The 19,891-nt window shown below is 73.0% G+C and carries 19 protein-coding genes; 8 read left to right on the forward strand and 11 right to left on the reverse strand.

Annotated features, from left to right (window positions below):
• Nucleotides 1–212 precede the first annotated feature (212 nt).
• A complete protein-coding gene (locus ACQEVB_RS32300) occupies nt 213–1,523 on the reverse strand; it encodes a UDP-glucose dehydrogenase family protein (RefSeq protein WP_432979761.1) in 1,311 nt (436 codons plus the stop codon).
• A 114-nt stretch (nt 1,524–1,637) separates the two neighbouring features.
• Between ACQEVB_RS32300 and ACQEVB_RS32305 the strand changes: the two genes are divergently transcribed.
• A complete protein-coding gene (locus ACQEVB_RS32305) occupies nt 1,638–2,381 on the forward strand; it encodes a MerR family transcriptional regulator (protein ID WP_432979764.1) in 744 nt (247 codons plus the stop codon).
• Nucleotides 2,382–2,432: 51 nt separating this feature from the next.
• Here ACQEVB_RS32305 and ACQEVB_RS32310 read toward each other — a convergent pair whose 3' ends face one another.
• Together ACQEVB_RS32310 and ACQEVB_RS32315 are read right to left on the reverse strand one after the other, a co-directional pair.
• A complete protein-coding gene (locus tag ACQEVB_RS32310; RefSeq protein WP_432979767.1) occupies nt 2,433–3,011 on the reverse strand; it encodes a CHRD domain-containing protein in 579 nt (192 codons plus the stop codon).
• Nucleotides 3,012–3,106: 95 nt separating this feature from the next.
• On the reverse strand, nt 3,107–3,862 hold the full coding sequence (locus ACQEVB_RS32315; protein WP_432979770.1) for an AraC family transcriptional regulator: 756 nt from the start codon (nt 3,860–3,862) through the stop codon (nt 3,107–3,109).
• A gap of 187 nt (nt 3,863–4,049) precedes the next feature.
• Here ACQEVB_RS32315 and ACQEVB_RS32320 point away from each other — a divergent pair, with 187 nt between their 5' ends.
• Nucleotides 4,050–4,202 carry a hypothetical protein gene (locus ACQEVB_RS32320; RefSeq protein WP_432979773.1) on the forward strand — a complete coding sequence of 51 codons (153 nt, stop codon included), beginning with the start codon at nt 4,050–4,052 and terminating at the stop codon, nt 4,200–4,202.
• Here the strand turns inward: ACQEVB_RS32320 and uvrA are convergent.
• From uvrA to ACQEVB_RS32345, 5 genes are all read right to left on the reverse strand, one after another.
• Entirely contained in the window at nt 4,196–7,129 is a 2,934-nt protein-coding gene (gene uvrA / locus ACQEVB_RS32325) for an excinuclease ABC subunit UvrA (protein WP_432979776.1), read from the reverse strand. The genes ACQEVB_RS32320 and uvrA overlap by 7 nt on opposite strands.
• A gap of 66 nt (nt 7,130–7,195) precedes the next feature.
• On the reverse strand, nt 7,196–9,823 hold the full coding sequence (locus ACQEVB_RS32330) for a bifunctional lysylphosphatidylglycerol flippase/synthetase MprF (RefSeq protein WP_432979779.1): 2,628 nt from the start codon (nt 9,821–9,823) through the stop codon (nt 7,196–7,198).
• Between the two features lie 72 nt (nt 9,824–9,895).
• On the reverse strand, nt 9,896–11,101 hold the full coding sequence (locus tag ACQEVB_RS32335; RefSeq protein WP_432979782.1) for an alpha/beta fold hydrolase: 1,206 nt from the start codon (nt 11,099–11,101) through the stop codon (nt 9,896–9,898).
• An 85-nt stretch (nt 11,102–11,186) separates the two neighbouring features.
• The gene (locus ACQEVB_RS32340; RefSeq protein WP_432979785.1) at nt 11,187–11,765 is read right to left on the reverse strand and encodes a L,D-transpeptidase; all 579 of its coding nucleotides are present in this window, start codon (nt 11,763–11,765) and stop codon (nt 11,187–11,189) included.
• A gap of 105 nt (nt 11,766–11,870) precedes the next feature.
• Nucleotides 11,871–12,644: a DUF1206 domain-containing protein gene (locus ACQEVB_RS32345; protein WP_432979788.1), complete on the reverse strand. Its 774-nt coding sequence runs from the start codon at nt 12,642–12,644 to the stop codon at nt 11,871–11,873.
• Nucleotides 12,645–12,794: 150 nt separating this feature from the next.
• On the opposite strand from ACQEVB_RS32345, the gene aspS reads away from it, so the two are divergent.
• Both aspS and ACQEVB_RS32355 read left to right on the forward strand, forming a co-directional pair.
• A complete protein-coding gene (aspS, locus tag ACQEVB_RS32350; RefSeq protein ID WP_432979791.1) occupies nt 12,795–14,570 on the forward strand; it encodes an aspartate--tRNA ligase in 1,776 nt (591 codons plus the stop codon).
• A complete protein-coding gene (locus tag ACQEVB_RS32355; protein ID WP_432979794.1) occupies nt 14,567–15,385 on the forward strand; it encodes a hydrolase in 819 nt (272 codons plus the stop codon). The genes aspS and ACQEVB_RS32355 overlap by 4 nt, the downstream gene beginning before the upstream one ends.
• A 147-nt stretch (nt 15,386–15,532) precedes the next feature.
• On the opposite strand, the gene ACQEVB_RS32360 is transcribed toward ACQEVB_RS32355, so the two are convergent.
• The gene (locus ACQEVB_RS32360) at nt 15,533–15,970 is read right to left on the reverse strand and encodes an NUDIX hydrolase (RefSeq protein ID WP_432979797.1); all 438 of its coding nucleotides are present in this window, start codon (nt 15,968–15,970) and stop codon (nt 15,533–15,535) included.
• Between the two features lie 73 nt (nt 15,971–16,043).
• Between ACQEVB_RS32360 and ACQEVB_RS32365 the strand changes: the two genes are divergently transcribed.
• The 3 genes from ACQEVB_RS32365 (at nt 16,044) to ACQEVB_RS32375 (ending at nt 17,454) form a co-directional block, all read left to right on the forward strand.
• Nucleotides 16,044–16,823 (forward strand): GntR family transcriptional regulator, encoded by a 780-nt coding sequence (locus ACQEVB_RS32365; protein WP_432979800.1) that lies wholly within the window; start codon nt 16,044–16,046, stop codon nt 16,821–16,823.
• 188 nt (nt 16,824–17,011) lie between these two features.
• Nucleotides 17,012–17,236 carry a hypothetical protein gene (locus ACQEVB_RS32370; protein ID WP_432979803.1) on the forward strand — a complete coding sequence of 75 codons (225 nt, stop codon included), beginning with the start codon at nt 17,012–17,014 and terminating at the stop codon, nt 17,234–17,236.
• Nucleotides 17,233–17,454 carry a hypothetical protein gene (locus ACQEVB_RS32375; RefSeq protein ID WP_432979806.1) on the forward strand — a complete coding sequence of 74 codons (222 nt, stop codon included), beginning with the start codon at nt 17,233–17,235 and terminating at the stop codon, nt 17,452–17,454. Before ACQEVB_RS32370 ends, ACQEVB_RS32375 begins: the two co-directional genes overlap by 4 nt.
• A gap of 57 nt (nt 17,455–17,511) precedes the next feature.
• On the opposite strand, the gene ACQEVB_RS32380 is transcribed toward ACQEVB_RS32375, so the two are convergent.
• Complete coding sequence (locus ACQEVB_RS32380; protein ID WP_432979809.1) at nt 17,512–18,378, reverse strand: TIGR03560 family F420-dependent LLM class oxidoreductase; 867 nt, start codon at nt 18,376–18,378, stop codon at nt 17,512–17,514.
• A gap of 41 nt (nt 18,379–18,419) precedes the next feature.
• Nucleotides 18,420–18,827 (reverse strand): PPOX class F420-dependent oxidoreductase, encoded by a 408-nt coding sequence (locus ACQEVB_RS32385; protein ID WP_432979812.1) that lies wholly within the window; start codon nt 18,825–18,827, stop codon nt 18,420–18,422.
• 158 nt (nt 18,828–18,985) lie between these two features.
• On the opposite strand from ACQEVB_RS32385, the gene ACQEVB_RS32390 reads away from it, so the two are divergent.
• Complete coding sequence (locus ACQEVB_RS32390) at nt 18,986–19,882, forward strand: non-heme iron oxygenase ferredoxin subunit (protein ID WP_432979815.1); 897 nt, start codon at nt 18,986–18,988, stop codon at nt 19,880–19,882.
• The last annotated feature ends 9 nt before the right edge of the window (nt 19,883–19,891 follow it).

Below are 19,891 nucleotides of genomic sequence, written 5' to 3' on the forward strand. Positions count from 1 at the left end.
AACCCGGTCACCGGTGGTGGCGGGTGGGAGCGGGGCTCCACTTGAACGCCCTGACGCACGTGAGAACGCGCGACGGGGTGGTCGCATTCCGTAGGGTAGCAGGCAGCGTCGGTCGGTGCCCGATGGGCCCGCTCCGGCGACGTCACACAGCGCGTGGCCGCCTCACACAGGTTGCAACGTGTGTGCCGTGGCCGCGCGCTGTGTGAGATGAGTCAGGGGCGGCCGAGCGCGCGGTAGGTCCAGCCTGCCGCACGCCACCGGGCCGGGTCCAACGCGTTGCGTCCGTCGACGATCCGCCGCTCGGCGACGACCCCGGCGAGCTCGGCCGGGTCCAGTGCCTGGAACTGCGGCCACTCGGTCAGGTGCAGCACCAGGTGGGCGCGGTCGGCGGCCAGCTCGGGGGTGTCCTCGTAGCCGAGGCCGGGGTGCAGCTTGCGGGCGTTGTCGTTGGCGACGGGGTCGTGCACCGTGACCTGGGCGCCCTGCAGCTGGATGGTGGCCGCGACGGTGAGGGCGGGCGAGTCGCGGATGTCGTCGGAGTGCGGCTTGAACGCGGCCCCGAACACCGCCACCCGCTTGCCGATGAACGACCCGCCGAGCTGCTCGCGGGCGAGGTCGACCATGCGGGCACGGCGGCGCATGTTGATCGCGTCCACCTCGCGCAGGAACGACAGCGCCTGGTCGACGCCCAGCTCCCCGGCACGCGCCATGAACGCGCGGATGTCCTTGGGCAGGCAGCCCCCGCCGAACCCGAGCCCGGCGTGCAGGAACCGACCGCCGATGCGCGGGTCGAGCGCGAGCGCACCACCCAGCTGGGTGACGTCGGCGCCGGTGGCCTCGCACACCTCCGCCATCGCGTTGATGAAGGAGATCTTGGTGGCGAGGAACGCGTTCGCCGACACCTTCACCAGCTCGGCCGTCGCGAAGTCGGTGACCACGACGGGCACACCGGCGTCGAGGAGCTCGGCGTAGACCGTGCGGAGGACGGACTCGGCGTGCGCCGATCCGACCCCGAAGACCAGTCGATCGGGGCGCAGCGTGTCCTCTACGGCGTGCCCCTCTCGGAGGAACTCCGGGTTCCAGGCCAGCTCGGCCGTCGGCGCCCGCTCGGCGAGCCGTGCGGCCAGCCGGGCCGCGGTGCCGACCGGCACGGTGGACTTGCCGACGATCAGGCACGGACCGGCGACGTGCGCGGCGAGCGCCTCAACCGCCGCGTCGACGTGGCTGAGGTCGGCGGCCAGCTCACCCCTGCGTTGCGGGGTGCCGACGCACACGAAGTGCACGTCGCCGAAGGCCGCCGCCTCGGCGATCGAGGTGCCGAACCGCAGCCGGCCGACGGACACCTGCTCGGCGAGCAGCTCCGCGAGCCCGGGTTCGTGGAACGGCAGGCGCCCGGACTGAAGGAGCGCGACCTTCTCCGGGTCGACGTCGACCCCGAGCACGTCGAAGCCGAGCTTCGCCATGCAGGCGGCGTGGGTGGCGCCGAGGTAGCCGGTGCCGATGACCGTGAGGCGGGGAGCCATGGCGGAGGTGTAGCCGCCGCGGTCGAACCGGCCGGGACCTGTGCCGATCGTGTCGATGGCCGCCGGATGAACATCCTTGCGGTTGACGTGGCGTCAACTTCTACGCTGGTCCGCATGACGGTCTGGTCGACGCGCGAGGTGACGCGGCTGGCGGGGGTCACCTCCCGCACGCTGCGCCACTACGACCACATCGGGCTGCTGCGGCCCACCGACATCGGCGCGGGCGGCACCCGGCACTACGACCGCGACCAGCTGCTGCGGCTGCAGCACATCCTCGTGCTGCGGGAGCTGGGGCTCGGACTGCCCGAGATCGCCGAGGTCGTCGACGGCGACACCGACGTCGTCGAGACGCTGCGGCGCCACCACCGGCGGCTGCTGGCCGAGTCGGACCGGCTGAAGGAGCTGGCCGCGACGGTGGCCCGCACGATCGCCGAGCACGAAGGAGGGGTGCCCGTGGGCACGACCGAGATGTTCGACGGGTTCGCCGGCGACCCGTACGCCGCGGAGGCGGTGGAGCGCTGGGGCGACACCGCCCGCGAGGCGCAGGAGCGCGCGGCCGCGTGGAGCCCCGCGGAGAAGCGCGACTTCATGGTCGAGCTGCAGGAGGTGAACGAGCAGTTCGCCGAGCTGCTGCGCGGCGGAGCACAGCCGGGCGACCCGCCGGTGCAGGCGGTCGTCGCCCGCCACTACGCGTGGATGTGCCGGTCCTGGACGCCCGACCGCGAGGGCTACCTGTGCGTCGGACGCATGTACGTCGACGACGAGCGCTTCACGGCGAACATCGACCGCACCCAGCCCGGCCTCGCCGTGTTCCTGCGCGACGCCATCGAGGTGTGGGCGCCCGCGAACCTCGCCTGACCCCCGCTGCCCACACGCACGTGGTGCGACGTGTGCGCGAGGGCTGTCGTCCTAACCGGCCTTCACGAGCTGCCCGCGCACCGCGCCGACCCGGAACTGCTTCGTGTGCACGTCGACGAACCAGTCGGCGGGGTTGCTCTCCACCATGGCGAGCCGGAAGCCCCGGCCGGTGTCGCCCCTGGCCAGCACCACGCCGGTGGTGAAGGGACCTTTCAGGCAGCCCTTGCTGGTCAGCGGGCCGCCGGGCGGGCCCTGCGGGTCGGGGAACACCATCCGCGGGTAGCCGCTCTCCCCCGGCTTGCCCTCCTGCAGGTGCGTGGCCGTGCGCGCGGAGCTCTCGTACGGCTGCGTGACGCCGGTGAGCGTGATGTCGTAGCAGACGATGTCCTGCTGGCTGTTGATCCGCAGGGTGAACGTGCCCGACGCGCCGGGCTGGCCCGGCATCGGCTTGCCGAAGTCGTCGACCACCTGGTCGGGCGTCGCCGTCGACGTCAGCGTGCTGGTGAACGTCGTCGGCTCGGGCACCGACACGTCCGTCGGCGGCGCAGCCGCTGCCGGGCCCGCCCACACCGGCAGAACGGCGACCGCGGCAAGGCAGAGGGCCGTGCGGTGCAGCGACGCGCGGAACATGGCGACCTCCTCGACGGCTGACCGCCAGGATCGCCCTCCGGACCGCCGCGGCATCCGCACACCACGCCGAAACCCCCGGATCGGGTGGCGCCTGCTCAGTAGCGTGCGGCGTAGTGCGTCAGCGGCTCGCCGAAGAGCGCGGCGAAGTCCCGGGCGAGGTGCGCCTGGTCGGCGAACCCGAGCTCGGCGGCCAGGGCCGCCCAGTCGACGGGGCGGGCGTGCGCCATCCGCTCGGTGACCTCGCGCAACCGGTAGCGGCGGATCACCCGCTTCGGCCCGACGCCCACGTACTCCGCGAAACGCCGCTGCAGCCCGCGCACGTGCGTCCCGCGCAGCTCGGCCAGCTGGTCCACCCGCACGATCGTGCGGTCGGCCGCGACCAGCGCGACCGTCTCCGCCGCCCACTCCGCGGCCGGATCGTGCGCGGGGACGAGCGGCTCCAGCCAGGCTCGCAGCTCGTGCGGGCCGCCGGGCTCGGCGGGCGTGCCGCGCAGGCCAGGCACGTCGGCGACGCCCACGACCCGATCCGTCAGTGCGGCGACCCGTGATCGCAGGAACGGGCGGAAACCGCCCGGGCGGAACTCCACGCCCGTGACCCGGCCCTCCCCGTCCAGCTCACGGATCCGGCGGCTCGTCGCGACCCCGTGCACCTCGGGAGCGCACCCCGGCCGCACCGTCAGGTGCACGCCGGGGAACGGCACCACCACCTGACGGTACGGCCGCGCGTACGACCAGCAGGCCCACCAGATGCGCTCCACGAACGGCGCGAGCACCGGGCCCGGCTCGGCCACGCCGTGTCGCTGGGCGGCCCGCCAGGCGCCACCGATCTCACGCGTGTCGCGTTCCTTCAAGACCGGAGCTCCGCACGCCACCTACGGTCGCCGGTATGACCGCATCGACCGTCACCGCGATCGCGTTCGGCTGCGCCGACCCGGCTCGGCTCGCCGAGTTCTACCGCGCCGCCACGGACGCGACGGTGATCTTCTCCAGCGACACCAGCGTGTACCTCGACCTCGGCCATGGGTCGGCTTCGACCAGGTGCCGCACGCGGCCCGCCCCGACTGGCCCACCGGCCTCCCCACGACCCGGCTCGACCTCACCGCCACCGAGCTCGCCGCCGACGAGCGCCGGCTCCGTGAGCTCGGCGCCACCCGGCCCGGGCACCCGTTCTCCCTGACGACGGTCTACTGACCCACCGCGGCCTTGCGCCGCCGCGCCGGCTTCGCCTCAGCCGGCTCCTCCTTGACCAGCTCCTTCAGGAACTGCCCGGTGTAGCTGGTGGGGTGTGCGGCGACCTGCTCCGGGGTGCCCTCGGCGACGACGGTGCCACCGCCGGAACCGCCCTCGGGGCCCATGTCGATGATCCAGTCGGCCGTCTTGATGACGTCGAGGTTGTGCTCGATGACGACCACCGAGTTGCCCTTGTCGACCAGCCCGTTGATGACCAGCAGCAACTTGCGGATGTCCTCGAAGTGCAGGCCCGTGGTGGGCTCGTCGAGGATGTAGATCGTGCGGCCGTTGGACCGCTTCTGCAGCTCCGACGCCAGCTTCACGCGCTGCGCCTCGCCGCCCGAGAGCGTGGGCGCGGGCTGCCCGAGCCGCACGTAGCCCAGCCCGACGTCGACGAGCGTCTCGAGGTAGCGGCTGATCGAGGTGATCGGCTTGAAGAACTCGGCGGCCTCCTCGATCGGCATGTCGAGGATGTCGGCGACCGTCTTGCCCTTGTAGTGCACCTCGAGGGTCTCGCGGTTGTACCGGGCGCCCTTGCACACCTCGCACGGCACGTACACGTCGGGCAGGAAGTTCATCTCGATCTTGATCGTGCCGTCGCCGGAGCACGCCTCGCAGCGCCCGCCCTTGACGTTGAACGAGAAGCGGCCCTGCTGGTAGCCGCGCACCTTCGCCTCGGTGGTGGCCGCGAACAGGGTGCGGATCTTGTCCCACACGCCGGTGTACGTGGCCGGGTTGGAGCGCGGGGTGCGCCCGATCGGCGACTGGTCGACCCGCACCAGCTTGTCGAGCCCGTCGAGGCCCGTGATGCGGGTGTGCCGGCCCGGCACCTGCCGCGCGCCGTTGAGCTGGTTGGCCAGCACGGTGGCGAGGATGTCGTTGACCAGCGTGGACTTGCCCGAGCCGGACACCCCGGTGACCGCGACCAGCGTGCCGAGCGGGATGTCGACGTCGATGCCGCGCAGGTTGTGCTCGCGCGCGCCGACGACCGTGAGCTTGCGCTTCGGGTCGATCTTGCGGCGCTTCTCCGGGAGCGGGATCGAGCGCCGCCCGGACAGGTACGCGCCGGTCAGCGACGTGTCGTGCGACTCGAGACCGGCGACCTCGCCGCTGTAGACGATGACGCCGCCGTGCTCCCCCGCGCCCGGGCCGATGTCGACCGCCCAGTCGGCGGCGCGGATGGTGTCCTCGTCGTGCTCGACGACGATCAGGGTGTTGCCCAGGTCGCGCAGCCGCACCAGCGTCTGGATGAGCCGGCGGTTGTCGCGCTGGTGCAGCCCGATCGACGGCTCGTCGAGCACGTACAGCACGCCGACCAGGCCGGACCCGATCTGCGTCGCCAGCCGGATGCGCTGCGCCTCGCCGCCGGACAACGAGCCCGCCGCGCGGTCGAGCGAGAGGTAGTGCAGGCCCACGTCGAGCAGGAAGCCCAGCCGCGCCTGCACCTCCTTGAGGACGCGTCCGGCGATCATCGCCTGCCGCTGGTCGAGCAGCATCCCGTCGAGGAACTCCGAGCACTCCGCCACCGACATCGCGGAGACGTCGGCGATCGACTTCTCGCCGGCATCGCGGTGCGCGAGGGTGACCGCGAGGACCTCGGGCCGCAGCCGGGCGCCCTTGCACGCGGGGCACGGCACGTCGCGCATGTAGCCCTCGTACTTCTCGCGCGCGTACTCAGAGTCGGTCTGGTCGAGCCGGCGCTCCAGGAACGGGATGACGCCCTCGAAGTTGGCGTAGTACGAGCGCTCGCGGCCGTACCGGTTGTGGTAGCGCACGTGCACCTGGTCGGTGGAGCCGTGCAGCACGGCCTTCTGCGCCGCCGCCGGCAGCTTGCGCCACGGCGTGTCCATGCGGAAGCCGAGCTGGCTCGCGAGCCCCTCCAGCAGCCGGCCGAAGTACTCCGCGGTCTGCCCGCCCGCCCACGGGGCGATCGCACCGGCGGCCAGGCTCGCGTCCGGATCGGGCACGACGAGGTCGGGGTCGACCTCCTTCTTGATGCCGATGCCCGTGCACTCCGGGCAGGCGCCGTACGGCGAGTTGAAGGAGAACGTGCGCGGCTCGAGGTCGTCGAGCGCGAGCGGGTGGCCGTTGGGGCAGGCCATGCGCTCGGAGAAGCGGCGCTCGCGCTGCGGGTGGTGCTCGTCGAGGTCGACGAAGTCGAGCACCACGAGCCCGTCGGCGAGCCGGAGCGCGGTCTCCACCGAGTCGGTGAGCCGCTGCTTCGACGACGCCTTCACCGAGAGCCGGTCGACCACGACCGCGATGTCGTGCTTCTCCTGCTTCTTCAGCTTCGGCGGGTCGGTGAGCTGGTGCACCACCCCGTCGACGAGCACGCGCGCGTAGCCCTGCGCCTGCAGGTTGGTGAAGAGGTCGACGAACTCGCCCTTGCGGGTGCGCACCACCGGGGCGAGCACCTGGAACCGGGCGCCCTCCTCCATGGCGAGCACCTGGTCGACGATCTGCTGCGGGGTCTGCTTCTCGATGACGTGACCGCAGACCGGGCAGTGCGGCACGCCCGCGCGCGCGTAGAGCAGCCGCAGGTAGTCGTAGACCTCGGTGATCGTGCCGACGGTCGAGCGCGGGTTGCGGTTGGTGGACTTCTGGTCGATCGACACGGCGGGCGAGAGGCCCTCGATGAAGTCGACGTCGGGCTTGTCCATCTGCCCGAGGAACTGCCGGGCGTACGCGGACAGCGACTCGACGTAGCGGCGCTGCCCCTCCGCGAAGATCGTGTCGAACGCGAGGCTCGACTTGCCCGACCCCGACAGGCCGGTGAACACGACGAGGCTGTCGCGGGGCATGTCGAGGTCGACACCGCGCAGGTTGTGCTCGCGCGCGCCACGCACGACGAGCCGGCTACCTGCACGTTCGATGTTGCGGTCGACCACGGTGGGGAGCCTCCTGATCGGGCTGCCGGATCGCGTCTGGACGGCGGGATGCCGCCCCGATCCATGCTACGAGCGACCACCGACAGAATCCGGACGAGCATCCGTGCGAGCTTCGGCGCGGGCGTCGGGAACCGCTTCGGACAGGATCGCACGGACGTTCGAAGATCGGTCTTCGGGGGACCCTCGACGCAGCCTGGCCAGCAACTTCGCCGACTGGCGTGCCCCGATGTGGGGAACGTACGCACGGCCGATCGCGAGCCCGATCGAGGGCAGCGCCGCCGGATCGGGATAACACAGGTGCAGCGGCGCGTATTCCGGCTGGAACTTCGCCTTGAACGCGTGCAGCGAGCGGAACCCGTAGATGGGTTCGAGTGCCGCGCCCAGCCCGTCCAGCACGCGTTCGAGGCGCCGGGCGTCGCCGGTTCCGCGGTCCTGCCGCGCCAGCGGCGACCCGGACAGCGACAGGAACTGCGCGCCCTCCTCCTGCAGGTCCCGCGCCGCCGACGCGACGAGGAACTCCGAGACGCCGCGGAACGGGTCCGGGCCGGAGCGGCGGCGCATGAAGTCCAGCGTCCAGCCGACGACCTTGCCGTCGCGGTGCACCGGCATCCAGCTGGTGACGCCGTGCACGGTGCGGTCGGCGTCCACGGCCACGAGCACCCGCACGGCGTCGTCGGCGAGCTCGGCGAGCCCGCCCAGGGTGAAGCCCATCTCGGGCAGCCCCTTGTCGGCCACCCACTCCTCGCTGATCGCGCGGATCTGGTCGGTGATCGCCAGCGGCGCCTTCGCGAACGCGAACCACTCGGCCGTGATGCCCTGCTTGCCCGCCTTGTTCAGCGCTGTCCGCACGTCCTGCCAGCGCCGGCCGGTGAACGACAGCCCGGCCAGCGGCAGCACGATCTCCTCCGCCACCTGGACCGAGCGCAGGCCCAGCGCCGAGCACGCGTCCCGCGTGGCCGTGGTGACGCTGTAGAACGCCGGCACCCAGCCGCGTTCCGCGCAGGTCGCGACGAACCCGGCGACCGCGGCGGCCCGGCGCTCCGGGCTCCCGATCGGGTCACCGGTGGTGAGCGCCACACCGCCGATCACCCGATAGGCGACGGCGGCGTCGGGCGGGTCGGCGAACCAGTACGAGTTGCCCGCCCAGGTGGTGATCCACGCGAGGTCCGTCCCGCCGTGCTCGACGAGGATGGCCCGGGCGCGCGCAGCGTCGGCGGACGCCGGGTCGATCCGGGAGCGGACGAACCCCACGAGCAGACCGCCTACCACGACCAGCCAGAACACGACGCCGACCCAGTCCGACACCGCCGTGGCGACGGGGCCCTGCGGCAGGAACGACGGCGCCACCTCACCGAGGTAGCCCGGCGGCAGGAACCGCAGCGGCACGTCGGCGAGCAGCGCCAGCACCGTCGGCGGGGTGTCGAACTGGCCGGAGGCCACCAACCCGACGACGACGTAGAGGGCGGAGAGCCCCACGAACATGGCCGCGGCCAGCACGGCGGTGCGCCGGTACGTGCGGCGCGGCGCCTTGACCTCGAACTGCTCGCGGGTGAACCACAGCAGAGCCGCGATCACGGCCGGCACGAGCGCGGGCACCACCGTGGCCAGCGCAGCCCGGACCCCCGGCGCGGTCGTGTACGCGACCATCGCCTCGTCCGGGGTGCTCGCGATCAGCGCGCCCAGCCAGACCCCGAGCGCGGCCAGCACGACGTTCACCGCCATGCCCAGCACCCACGCCGCCCGGCGGCCCCGCCGCAGCCCCTCCGCGATCACCAGCAGCACGATCACGGGCAGCGCCGACGCCAGTGCCGGGCCGAACCCGAACAGCCGCTGCCGGGCCTCCATCGCGCGGCAGTGCCGGTTGACGCCGTGCGCGCACGCCTGCAGGACGGCACCCGGGTCCGGGGGTGGGGAGAGCAGCAGGAACCGCAGCACCGCCAGCGGGCCGATCGGGGTGTGCGCCGCCGCGGCGATCACCGGACCGACCGCGGTGGCCGCCACCACGATGGCGACGAGCACGCGCGTCTCGTTGCGCGACGCCGGCCCCGGGCGTCGATCGCGCCGGTGCCCGAACATCCACGCGCCGCTGACCAGCCCGATCAGCGCCGATGCCAGCAGCACGACGTCGGACAGCTGCCCCGAGTAGGCAACGAGCATCACCGGCACCGTCAGCAGGATCACCCGCAGCCGGCGCCGCCACAGCGCCGACAGCGCCGCCGACGTCGCCAGGCCGAGGCCGAACGCACCGGGCGCCGCACTCGTCATCTCCTGGGTGCCCAGCACGTCCACCCACGACCGGTCGAACAGCACCCCGACCTGGACGAACGCCGACACGAGCACCGTGCCCAGCACCTGGGTACCGACGAGGAACAGCGCCGTGCGGAACGGGCCGATCCGCCGCTCGGCCACCGGACCGGCCACGACCACCGCGGCCGTCGTCAGGAAGTGGGCGCCGATCCCGCCCCAGAACAGCATCGCCGTGACCGGGCTCCACCAGTGCCCGGCGCTGAGCGGGCGCGGCCCGCTGGTCAGGAACGCGACGAGGGCGTGCGCCGCCGGAGCGGGCAGCGTCCAGGTGAGGACGCCGACGGCCCACCCGACCGCGAGCACGCCGCAGGTGATCGGGGCCCGCCGCGCGAGCCGGACGAGGGTGGTCGGGAGCGTCCGGGTCCGGCCACGACGTTCGGCGTCCACCCGTGCAGCCTGCCCCAGTGCCCGAGCGGCACTGCTGGCGGGGACCGCCCGGCGGGCTGCCGATCGCCGTGATCAACCGGTGCGGCGGCCGAACACCAGATCGACCGCGAGCCGGGCCCGCAGCACCCGGCCGAGCCAGTGGCTGCCGTTGCCGCGCCGGGGCAGCGCGTCGATCCGGTCGGCGAGGCGCGGCAGCCGGTCGTGGTGCCCGGTGGCCACCGCGCCCACGACGTGCACGGCGGCCAGCGCGTGCGTGTCCAGGATGCTGTGCCCGGTGGTGGGCAGGGGCACCAGCACCCCGTCGGGGAGGTCCGCCACCAGCGCCTCGGCCACCGGCCGCGGGGTGCGCAGGTCCCGCGCACCCGACACGACGGCCGTCGGCCACTCGAACTTCGCCGACGCGGCCACCAGGTCGTAGGGCTCCCGCACGAACGCCGGGTGCCGGCGAGCGCCGTCGACGAGCTGCACCTGCGGGTCGAGCGGCAGCCCGTCCGGTGGGGCGCCGTAGTCGAGCTCGGCGTAGGCGATCCGGCCGACGAGGTCGGTCTCCAGCGTGTAGGCCGAACCCGGACCGTCCGCCTCCGCGCCGCCGACCGACTGCACCCAGTCCCAGGTCGTCCGACCACGACCCCGCGCCAGCGCACCGAGCAGCCGCTCCAGCACGTCCACGCCACCGGCCTCGTACACGACGGGCACGACGGCGCCGGTCTCGCGGGCGTCCACCACCCCGTCGGCGACCAGCTCCCGCAACCGGGCGGCGCACGCCGCGGTGTGCACCGTCCCGTCCCAGAGCAGCGACCGCAGGTGCCGCCGCACGACGTCGAGGTCGCGGGCCGAGCGCATCGGCGAGTCGAGCACCATCCCCGCGATCCGCCCGGGATGCCGCACGCCGAGGCCCTGCACCAGGTAGGTGCCGTACGACGAGCCGTACGCCACCACCCGGTCGACGCCCTCGGCGTCGAGCACGGCGACGAGGTCGGCGACGACGTCCTCGATCGTCAGCACCTCGGGTGGCAGGTCGGCGCCGTCCCGGTCGCAGCGCGACAGCCCGACCCCGCGGTGCTCCACCATCACCACGTCCAACCCCTTGGCCGCGGCGATCGCGCGCACCACGGCGTACGGCAGCACCGACGCCAGGCCCGGCCCGCCGGGCACCACCAGGACGGTCGGGCCGCCGCGTGGTCCGGTCCGCACGTAGCTCAGGTCGAACGTCCGCCCGTCCGGCAACGGGCGCGCGATGCGGCGCACCCCCGGCAGGCGCTCGGCGGCACGGCGCACCCCTGCTCCTCGATCCCCCATGCAGGGCCGAACGGCTGCCGGACCGGTCCGGTTCCGCCGGGTCCTCAGACCACTCTCAGGGGGACTACTCCTCGTCGCTCCCGGTGGCCGCCGCCTCCCGCGCCGCGCGCTCCTCGGACGCCTTCACGACCTGCACCTGGTCGCCGACCTGCAGGAAGTCGAACCACGCCCGGGCATCGGCGGCGTCGAGGTGGATGCACCCGGCGGACGAGCGCTGCGGGCTGCCGGCGTGGAAGGCGATGCCGCCGTCCTCGAAGAAGACCGACCACGGCATCGGTGCCGGCTCGCCGTTGGGCAGGCGCGACTCGGTGCTCTTGTGGTCGGCCTCCTTCCGGTAGACCCGCAGCGAGTGACCGACCGGCGTCTCGGTGCCGTTGCCGCCGGAGGAGATCTTCACCGGGCCGCGCACGACCTTGCCCTGGTCCAGCAGCCAGGCGCGCTGCGACTCGAGGTCGACGCACGAGCGGGCGCCGACCGAGCACGGCGTGCCGGCGGCGAGCGCCTGCGAGCGGGCGGCCTGCGCGGCGGGAGAGGCGGCGTCCGACGCGGCGTCGGCCTCGGCGAAGGCCTGCCCGGCCAGCACCGTCGTCGCGACCATCACCGATGCGGCTGCCGTCACGACTGCCGCCCGCGCCTTGCCCATGCCCGACTCCCCTACCTTCCGTGATCATGAGTGCACGTTCGGTCGACACACTCAGGAGGGCCAACGGCCGATCGGCGGGAAGGTTGCGGCCATTCGGCGCAATCGTCAGGCGCGCCGCGCCCATGCGTCGATGAAGCAGTACGCACCGAACGCGGCGATCCCGGCCGCGACCAGACCCAGCGCGACCGAACCCCACAGGTCGGAGCCGAGGGCCCGCAGCACCCCGTCGAAGCCGGCCGAGCGTCGCGGGTCGACGGTGAACGCGGCCCAGCCGAACGACACGCCGACGCCGCCCATGGCGACGGCGCGTCCGAGGTTGCCGGCCCGGCCGAGCCAGCGCGCGAGGGCGTGCGTCCGCGGCGGGAGGTCCCGCCCTCGCAGGTCGCCGAGGAAGGTCGCCCGGACGGCGGTGTAGACCATCGTGCCCGCCGTCACGACGGCGACGGCGCCGATCGCCGCGACGAGCCACCGTCCCGCGGGCAGCACGAGCAGCGAGGCGGTCAGCGACCGCACGGTCGCGTCGCCGTCCTGCACGGGTTCGCCGACGAGCGCCGGCACCGTGGCCGCCGCAACGGCGAACACCGCGACGGCCTTCGCGACCGCCCCGATCCGCTTGCGGACCCGCTCCCCGCCGTCGACCCAGCGGAACCCGGCGACGGCCGCGCAGACCTGCCACACCCCGAACGCGACGAGCCCGGCCGCGGCCACCCCGAGCAGCACCCGGCCGGCCGTGCCGAGACCGGCGACCACCGTGACGGCGCCGCCCTGGTCCGCAGCCGGCTGGCCACGGCTGCCGAGCATCGCGGCCACCACCAGCCACGCGATCAGCAGGTGCACGACCCCGTACGCCACGACTCCGGCGCGGCCGAGCACCTCCACCCACCGTCCGGGAGCGTCACCGCCGCCGCGCGCCACGGATCGGGCGTACCCCGGTCCGTGCGGCGGCAACCGATCGAAACCGTTCGCGGGCTACCGGTAGCTTTGACGGCCGAGAGACACCCCCCCGCAAGCAGACGATCTGGATGGACGATGCACCGATACCGGTCCCACACGTGCGGCGAGCTGACCACGGCCGACGTCGACTCCGACGTCCGGATCTCGGGGTGGCTGCACAACCGGCGCGATCTCGGCGGCGTGCTGTTCGCCGATCTGCGGGACAACTCGGGGATCGTGCAGCTCGTCCTCCGCTCCGACTCGCCCGCCTACGAGGCGCTGGGCAGCCTGCCGAAGGAGACGGTGCTGCGCGCCGACGGGCGGGTGCTGCGCCGCGACGCCGAGAACGTCAACCCGGAGCTCCCGACCGGTGAGATCGAGGTCTCGGTCACCGAGATCGAGGTGCTCGGCTCGTGCGACCCGCTGCCGTTCTCGGTGTTCCCCGAGGAGAAGGTCAACGAGGAGCTGCGGCTCACGTACCGCTTCCTCGACCTGCGCCGCCAGCGCATGCACGAGAACATCAAGCTGCGCTCGCGGGTGATCGCGGCGATCCGCGACAAGATGACCGCGCGCGGCTTCCTCGACCTGCAGACGCCGATCCTGTCGGCCACCAGCCCCGAGGGCGCCCGCGACTACCTGGTGCCCTCGCGCAACCACCCTGGGAAGTTCTACGCGCTGCCGCAGGCGCCGCAGCAGTTCAAGCAGCTGCTGATGGTGTCGGGCTTCGACCGCTACTTCCAGATCGCGCCCTGCTTCCGCGACGAGGACAGCCGCGCCGACCGCTCCCCCGGCGAGTTCTACCAGCTCGACATGGAGATGAGCTTCGCCGAGCAGTCCGACGTCTTCGGCGTCATCGAGGGCGTCATGACGGAGCTGTTCACCGAGTTCCGGCCCGACCGGCGCACCACGTCCCCGTTCGTGCAGATCCCGTTCGCCGACGCGCTGGCCCGCTACGGCACCGACAAGCCCGACCTGCGCTCCGAGCTGGAGCTCGTCGACGTCTCGCACCTGTTCGCGGGCAGCGGGTTCCGCGCGTTCGCCGACAAGCACGTGCGCGCGCTGCCGGTGCACGACACCGCGGAGCAGCCGCGCTCGTTCTACGACCAGCTCGGCGCGTTCGCCGTCGAGCAGGGGGCGCAGGGCCTGGCGTGGGTCAAGGTCGGCGAGGGCGGCACGCTCACCGGCCCGATCGCGAAGTTCCTCGACGAGGGCACCACGGAGAAGCTGCTCGCCGAGGTGGGCGCGCAGCCCGGCACGGCGATCTTCTTCGGCGCCGGCACCATCGACGAGGTCGCGAAGATCATGGGCGCGGTGCGCGTCGAGGCGGCGAAGCGGGCCGGGCAGTTCGTCGAGGACGAGTACCGGTTCTGCTGGATCGTCGACTTCCCGATGTTCGAGCGCAACGAGGACACGGGCGCGATCGAGTTCAGCCACAACCCGTTCTCGATGCCGCAGGGCGGGCTGGAGGCGCTGCGCACCAAGGACCCGCTCGAGATCAAGGCCTGGCAGTACGACATCGTCTGCAACGGCATCGAGCTGTCGTCGGGCGCGGTGCGGAACCACCAGCCCGAGGTGATGTACGAGGCGTTCCGCATCGTCGGCTACTCGAAGGAGCAGGTCGACGCCGAGTTCGGCGGCATGGTGCGCGCGTTCCACTTCGGGGCGCCGCCGCACGCCGGGATCGCGCCGGGCGTCGACCGCATCGTCATGATGCTGGCCGACGAGCCCAACATCCGCGAGATCATCGCGTTCCCGCTCAACCAGAACGCGCAGGACCTGCTGATGGGCGCACCGAGCCCGGTCACCGAGGCGCGGTTGAAGGAACTGCACCTGGCGCTGCGGCTGCCCCCTCAGAAGAATCCGTCGGCATGACGATCACGCTCTGCCGCACCTGCGCGGTCGAACACGCCGAGCCGCTGCCCGACGTCTGCGCGATCTGCGCCGACGAGCGCCAGTGGGTGCCCGCCGCCGGCCAGATCTGGACGACGCTCGAAGACCTGCAGGACGACGGCACCACGGTCGTCGTGAGCGAGCTCGAACCGGACCTCTACGGCATCGCCGCTCGCCCGGCCGTCGGGATCGGGCAGCTGACGAAGCTGCTGCGCACCCCGGCCGGCAACCTGCTGTGGGACCCGATCGGCTACGTCGACGACGCCGGCGCCGCGCGGGTCGCCGAGCTCGGCCCGGTGGCCGCGATCCTCGCCAGCCACCCGCACATGTACGGCGTGCAGGTGGAGTGGAGCCGGGCGCTCGGCGGGGCGCCGATCCTGGTGCCGGAGGCCGACGCCGAGTGGATCGCCCGCCCCGACGACGCGATCAGCACGTGGAGCGGCACCCGGGAGATCTTGCCCGGCGTCACCCTGTTCCAGCCGGGCGGGCACTTCCCGGGCAGCACCGTCGTCCACTGGGCGGCCGGTGCCGGTGGCGCCGGCGTGCTGCTGGCCAGCGACACGATCTTCGCCAACCCGGACCGGGTGTCGGTCAGCTTCATGCGCAGCTACCCCAACCGCATCCCGCTGTCCGCCGCGGTCGTCGACCGGGTGGCGAAAGCCGTCTCCAGCTACCCGTTCGACCGGCTCTACGGCAACTTCGACAACGTGATCCCGCGCGACGCCGCTGCCATCGTGCGGCGTTCGGCGGACCGGCACATGGCGTGGGTGCGGGGGGACTTCGACCACCTCACCTGAGGTCGGTCGGTCGGCGGCGCGGCGCCGGTCGACGTCACACATCGTCTGGCCGATAACGCGCGCGAACGGCACACCAGCGCAGTTTCGGCGCGTCCGAACTACCGTGTTGTGCCGTTCGTGCGTGCGACGGGTTCTGCGGGTCTGCGGTCAGGTCGGCCGGGCCAGGAGGTGCACGCCGTCGTGCTGGCGCACGGCCGGCGGGTCGTCGCCCAGGGCGTCGGTCACCCGGACCGCGTAGGCAGGGTCCATCAGTTCGGCGACCTCGCCCGGATCGACCCAGCGCACGTCTGTCGCCTCGGCGGTCGTCGAGGCGCCGGCGCTGAGCGGCGTGCAGCGGAACACGACGGCGACGATCCCTCGCGCCATGTTCTTGTAGACACCGGTGAGCCGCTCGACCGCGACAGCGACGCCCGTCTCCTCCATCACCTCACGGCGCACGCCGGCATCGAGGCTCTCGCTGAGTTCGAGCACGCCGCCCGGCGGCTCCCAGTGCGCGTTGTCGCGCCGCCTGATCACGAGGATTCGCCCGCGATCGTCGACGACGACTCCGGCGACGCTCACCGAGTGCTTCGGCGTGTCGGGCATGTCGAGCATCTCCGGTGGGCGGCTGCGTGTGCCACGATCGTACTGGTCCAGACGTCCAGGAAAGTGACTGGCAGTGATCCAGCTCGACCAGCTCGACCGATCCGATGCCCGGTCGCCGTACCTGCAGATCGCTGCGGCGCTGCGCGAGGCGATCGGCGCAGGGCGGCTCCGACCCGGTGATCGGCTGCCGTCGGAGAGCGAGCTGACCAGGTTCTACGGGGTCGCCCGCATGACGGTGCGGCAGGCCATCCAGGAACTGAAGACCGAAGGACTGGCCACGGCCGAGCACGGGCGCGGCGTGTTCGTCCGGCCGGTGCCGGTGGTGCGCCGGCTCGCATCGGAGCGATTCGCCCGCCGGCACCGCGAACACGGCCGGGCGGCCTTTCTCGTGGACGCCGACGAAGCGGGCTACGCCGCCGGGGTGGACGGGATTCGCGTGCACGAGGCGCCGGCCACCGCGGAGGTGGCCCAGCGGCTCAGGATCGCGGACGGGGAACCGGTGATCGTGCGTGAGCGGCGCTACCTCGCCGACGGTGAGCCCGTCGAGATCGCCACGTCCTACGTCCCGGCCGGCTTTGCCCGCGGGACGGCGATCACAGAGATCGACTCCGGCCCGGGCGGGATCTATGCCCGGCTGGAGGACGCCGGGCACCCGCTGGCCCGGTTCGTCGAGGAGGTCGGCGCGCGCATGCCCACCCCGCAGGAGCGCCGCAGTCTCCGCCTCGGACCTGGCATGCCCGTGCTGACGGTCGTGCGCACGGCGTTCGACGAGCAGGACGTGGCCGTCGAGGTGTGCGACACCGTCAAGTCCGCGGCGGCCTACGTGCTGGAGTACGACTTCCCAGCCCGCTGAAGGCTGACCGCGCCCCGCCCGGATTGCGTTGATCAAGGGCAAAAGGTCGTCATCCGATCTTGGGCAGCAACCTTTTGCCCTTGATCGGCGAACCCCGGCCGCGCCGCGCCACTCGCGCCTTGTCTAGTCGTGTAGCCATCCGATAACTTGTCTAGGCGAGCCAGCGGCCGGCGAGAGGACACACGGCGATGACCACACCGAGCAGCGCCAACCCCGCAGACCAGCTCCGCGCCGCCGCCGTTGCGTTCATCGCCGCGCAGCCGGGCGGGCCGCAGCGACTGCTGGCCCAGCACACGGCGGACGCGACTGGCCGCTGCCGCGGGTGCACCACGCCCGGCTACGGAACGGCGCACGGGCAGTGGCCGTGCACGCCCGTCCTGCTCGCCCGCGCCGCGGCACAGGACGCGTCGTGAAGGCTCAGGTCGTGGTGGCCACCGCGGAGCTGGCGCGGTTGCAGGCGGTCGACGAGCGCGCACGGTGGGCGGCCAGCCGCTCGATGCCGCACAGCACCTGGGACGGCGCGGCCGCTGTTGCTGCCGCCTGCATCGCGCAGGCCGAGTGGATCCACACCGGCCAGGACGGCCTCAGCGCCGCCGAGCACCGCGATGGCCCGCCGCGTGCTGATCGCTGACCGGCGCTCGAACCAGGACCTCGCGAGGACACCTCAACCCCTGCGAGGTCCCGGCCGTCACAGCGCCGCGATGCCGGGCACCGCCTCCGCCAGCGTTGCGACGGCCGCGTCGGTCCACGGTCCCGTCGTGATCACGCCGACGTGGTCGATGCCGAGCTCGACGAAGGCGCTGCAGCGCTCGACGAACGCCTCGGCCGTCTCGTCCGGGCCCAGCCGCGTGGCGATCATCTTCTCGATCTCGGCGTACGGACGGCCGATCTCGTCGCACAGCCGCTGCAGGACGCCGAGCTTGTGGCGGACGGTGGCGCCGCCGTCGGGGATGTCGAAGACGTTGCACACGTCGCCGTAGCGGGCGACCAGCGGCAGGGTCCGCTTCTCCCCCGTGCCTCCGATGAGGATCGGCGGCCGGCGGATCGGGGCCGGGCTGCTCTGCGGGTGCTCCAGGCGGTAGTGGGCGCCGTGGAACGGTGTCTCGTCGCCCGCCCACAGCTGCAGCGCGATCTGCAGCGCCTCCTCGAGCCGGTCGAACCGCTCCCCGACGGGCCCGAGCGGCAGGCCCATCGCCGCGGCCTCGTCGGCCTGGTAGCCGGCGCCGATGCCGAGCAGGGCCCGGCCACCGGACAGCACGTCCAGCGTGGTGACGGCCTTCACCAGCAACGCAGGCGGGCGGAACGTCACCCCGGTGACGAGCGTGCCGAGCTGGATGCGGCCGGTGACCGCGGCCAGGTAGCCGAGGGTGGTGTAGGCCTCCAGCATCTCGGTCTCCCCCGGCCGGGCGCCGTAGGGGTCGGCCTGCAGGAGGTGGTCGGCGACCCACAGGCCGTCCAGTCCGCCGGCGTCGGCGGCCCGGGCGATCTCGGCGAGTCGCGTGGCGAGGGCGCCGTCGCGCCAGGAGAAGTTGGTGACGCTCATACTCAGTCGCATGCAGATAGAGTACTAACGCTTAGACGTCTAATCAATAGACGTCACCAGTTCTGGCTCGTCACCTTCTCCACCAGCACGGACGTGGCGTAGCGCGGCAGCCCGTCGTCCGCCGAGTCCCCCTCAGCGGCCTCCGGCGCCACCGGCGCGTACTTCGCCGCGACCCGGGCCTCCAACGCCGCCTCGGGATCGAGCACCAGCTCGTCGACGCGTCCGCGCAGCTCCACGTACCGCGTCGGACGTGCGGGATCGACGATCACCACCGAGATCCGCGGGTCCCGGCGCAGGTTGCGCAGCTTCTGCCGGCCCTCGACGAGGCTGATCCGCACCTTCCCGTCCTCGTGCAGGAACCAGAGCGGGGTCGTCTGCGGCTCGCCGCGCGGCCCGATCGTCGAGACGAACGCGACGGCGGTGGAGTCGAGCAGGGGACGCAGAGCCTCGGGGATGTCCACGGGCACCGTTCTACCGCGCGGCCACCGCCGGCTCGGCGCCGATCCCCACGATCACCAGCACCGTCCCCGGGTCCCCTCGTACGCCGTCGCACGATGAGACATCACGCGCTCGGTCCGCGTGGGAGCGTGACGCGGCGTCCACCACCCGGGAGTCGCCGATGCTGACGACATGGCACCGCGAGGTGCTCGCCGCGATCCTGCGCTGGCCGTGGCTGCGCACGGCTGAGCAGCAGGTCAGCGCCGTCGTCGAGCCGCTGTACGACCGGCACCGCGACGCGCTCGCCGTCGAGCTCATGCACGGCGGGCGCTGGGCGGGCCATTCCGTGCACGCGGCGCTGTCGGACCTGCCGATCGGCTTCTACGCCGGCGCGCTGGTGCTCGACGCGTTCGGCGGGAGCACGCCGGGCCGGCCCGACCCGGCCGCGACGCTGTCGGCGGCCGGCATCGCCGCCGCCGCGATCACCGCCGCGACCGGGGTCACCGACTGGGCGGTCAGCGACGGCGACGACCGGCGGGTCGGGCTCCTCCACGGCCTGCTCAACGGCGCGGCGACGGTGCTGCAGGCGGCGTCGCTGACGGCGCGCGTGCGCGGTCACCGCCGGCCCGCGCAGGCGCTCGGGGCGGCGAGCATGGCCGTCACGGCCGCCGCCGGCTATCTGGGCGGGCACCTGGTGCAGGGCCGCGCCGTCATGGTGAACCGCGCGCTGGGCGGCAACGTCCCCAGCCGGTGGGTGCGTGCCCTCCCCGAGCCGGAGCTGCCGGACGGCGGGATCGCCGGCGTCGACGTGGACGGCCGCAAGGTGCTGCTGCACCGCGCCGGCGCCGACGTGCACGCCATCGACGACCTGTGCAGCCACGCCGGCGCCCTCCTCTCCCGCGGCGAGGTCACCGGCTGCGTCGTCACGTGCCCCCTGCACGCGTCCCGCTTCGACCTGCGCGACGGGCACGTCGTGCGCGGGCCGGCCCACCACCCGCAGCCGGTGCTGCCGGCGCGGATCCGGAACGGATGGATCGAGGTCCGCGGCGCCGAACCCCGGCGGCGCGGCAGCGGATAGGAGGCACCC

It is taken from the genome of Pseudonocardia sp. CA-107938 (assembly GCF_050936315.1).
GTDB lineage: Bacteria > Actinomycetota > Actinomycetes > Mycobacteriales > Pseudonocardiaceae > Pseudonocardia.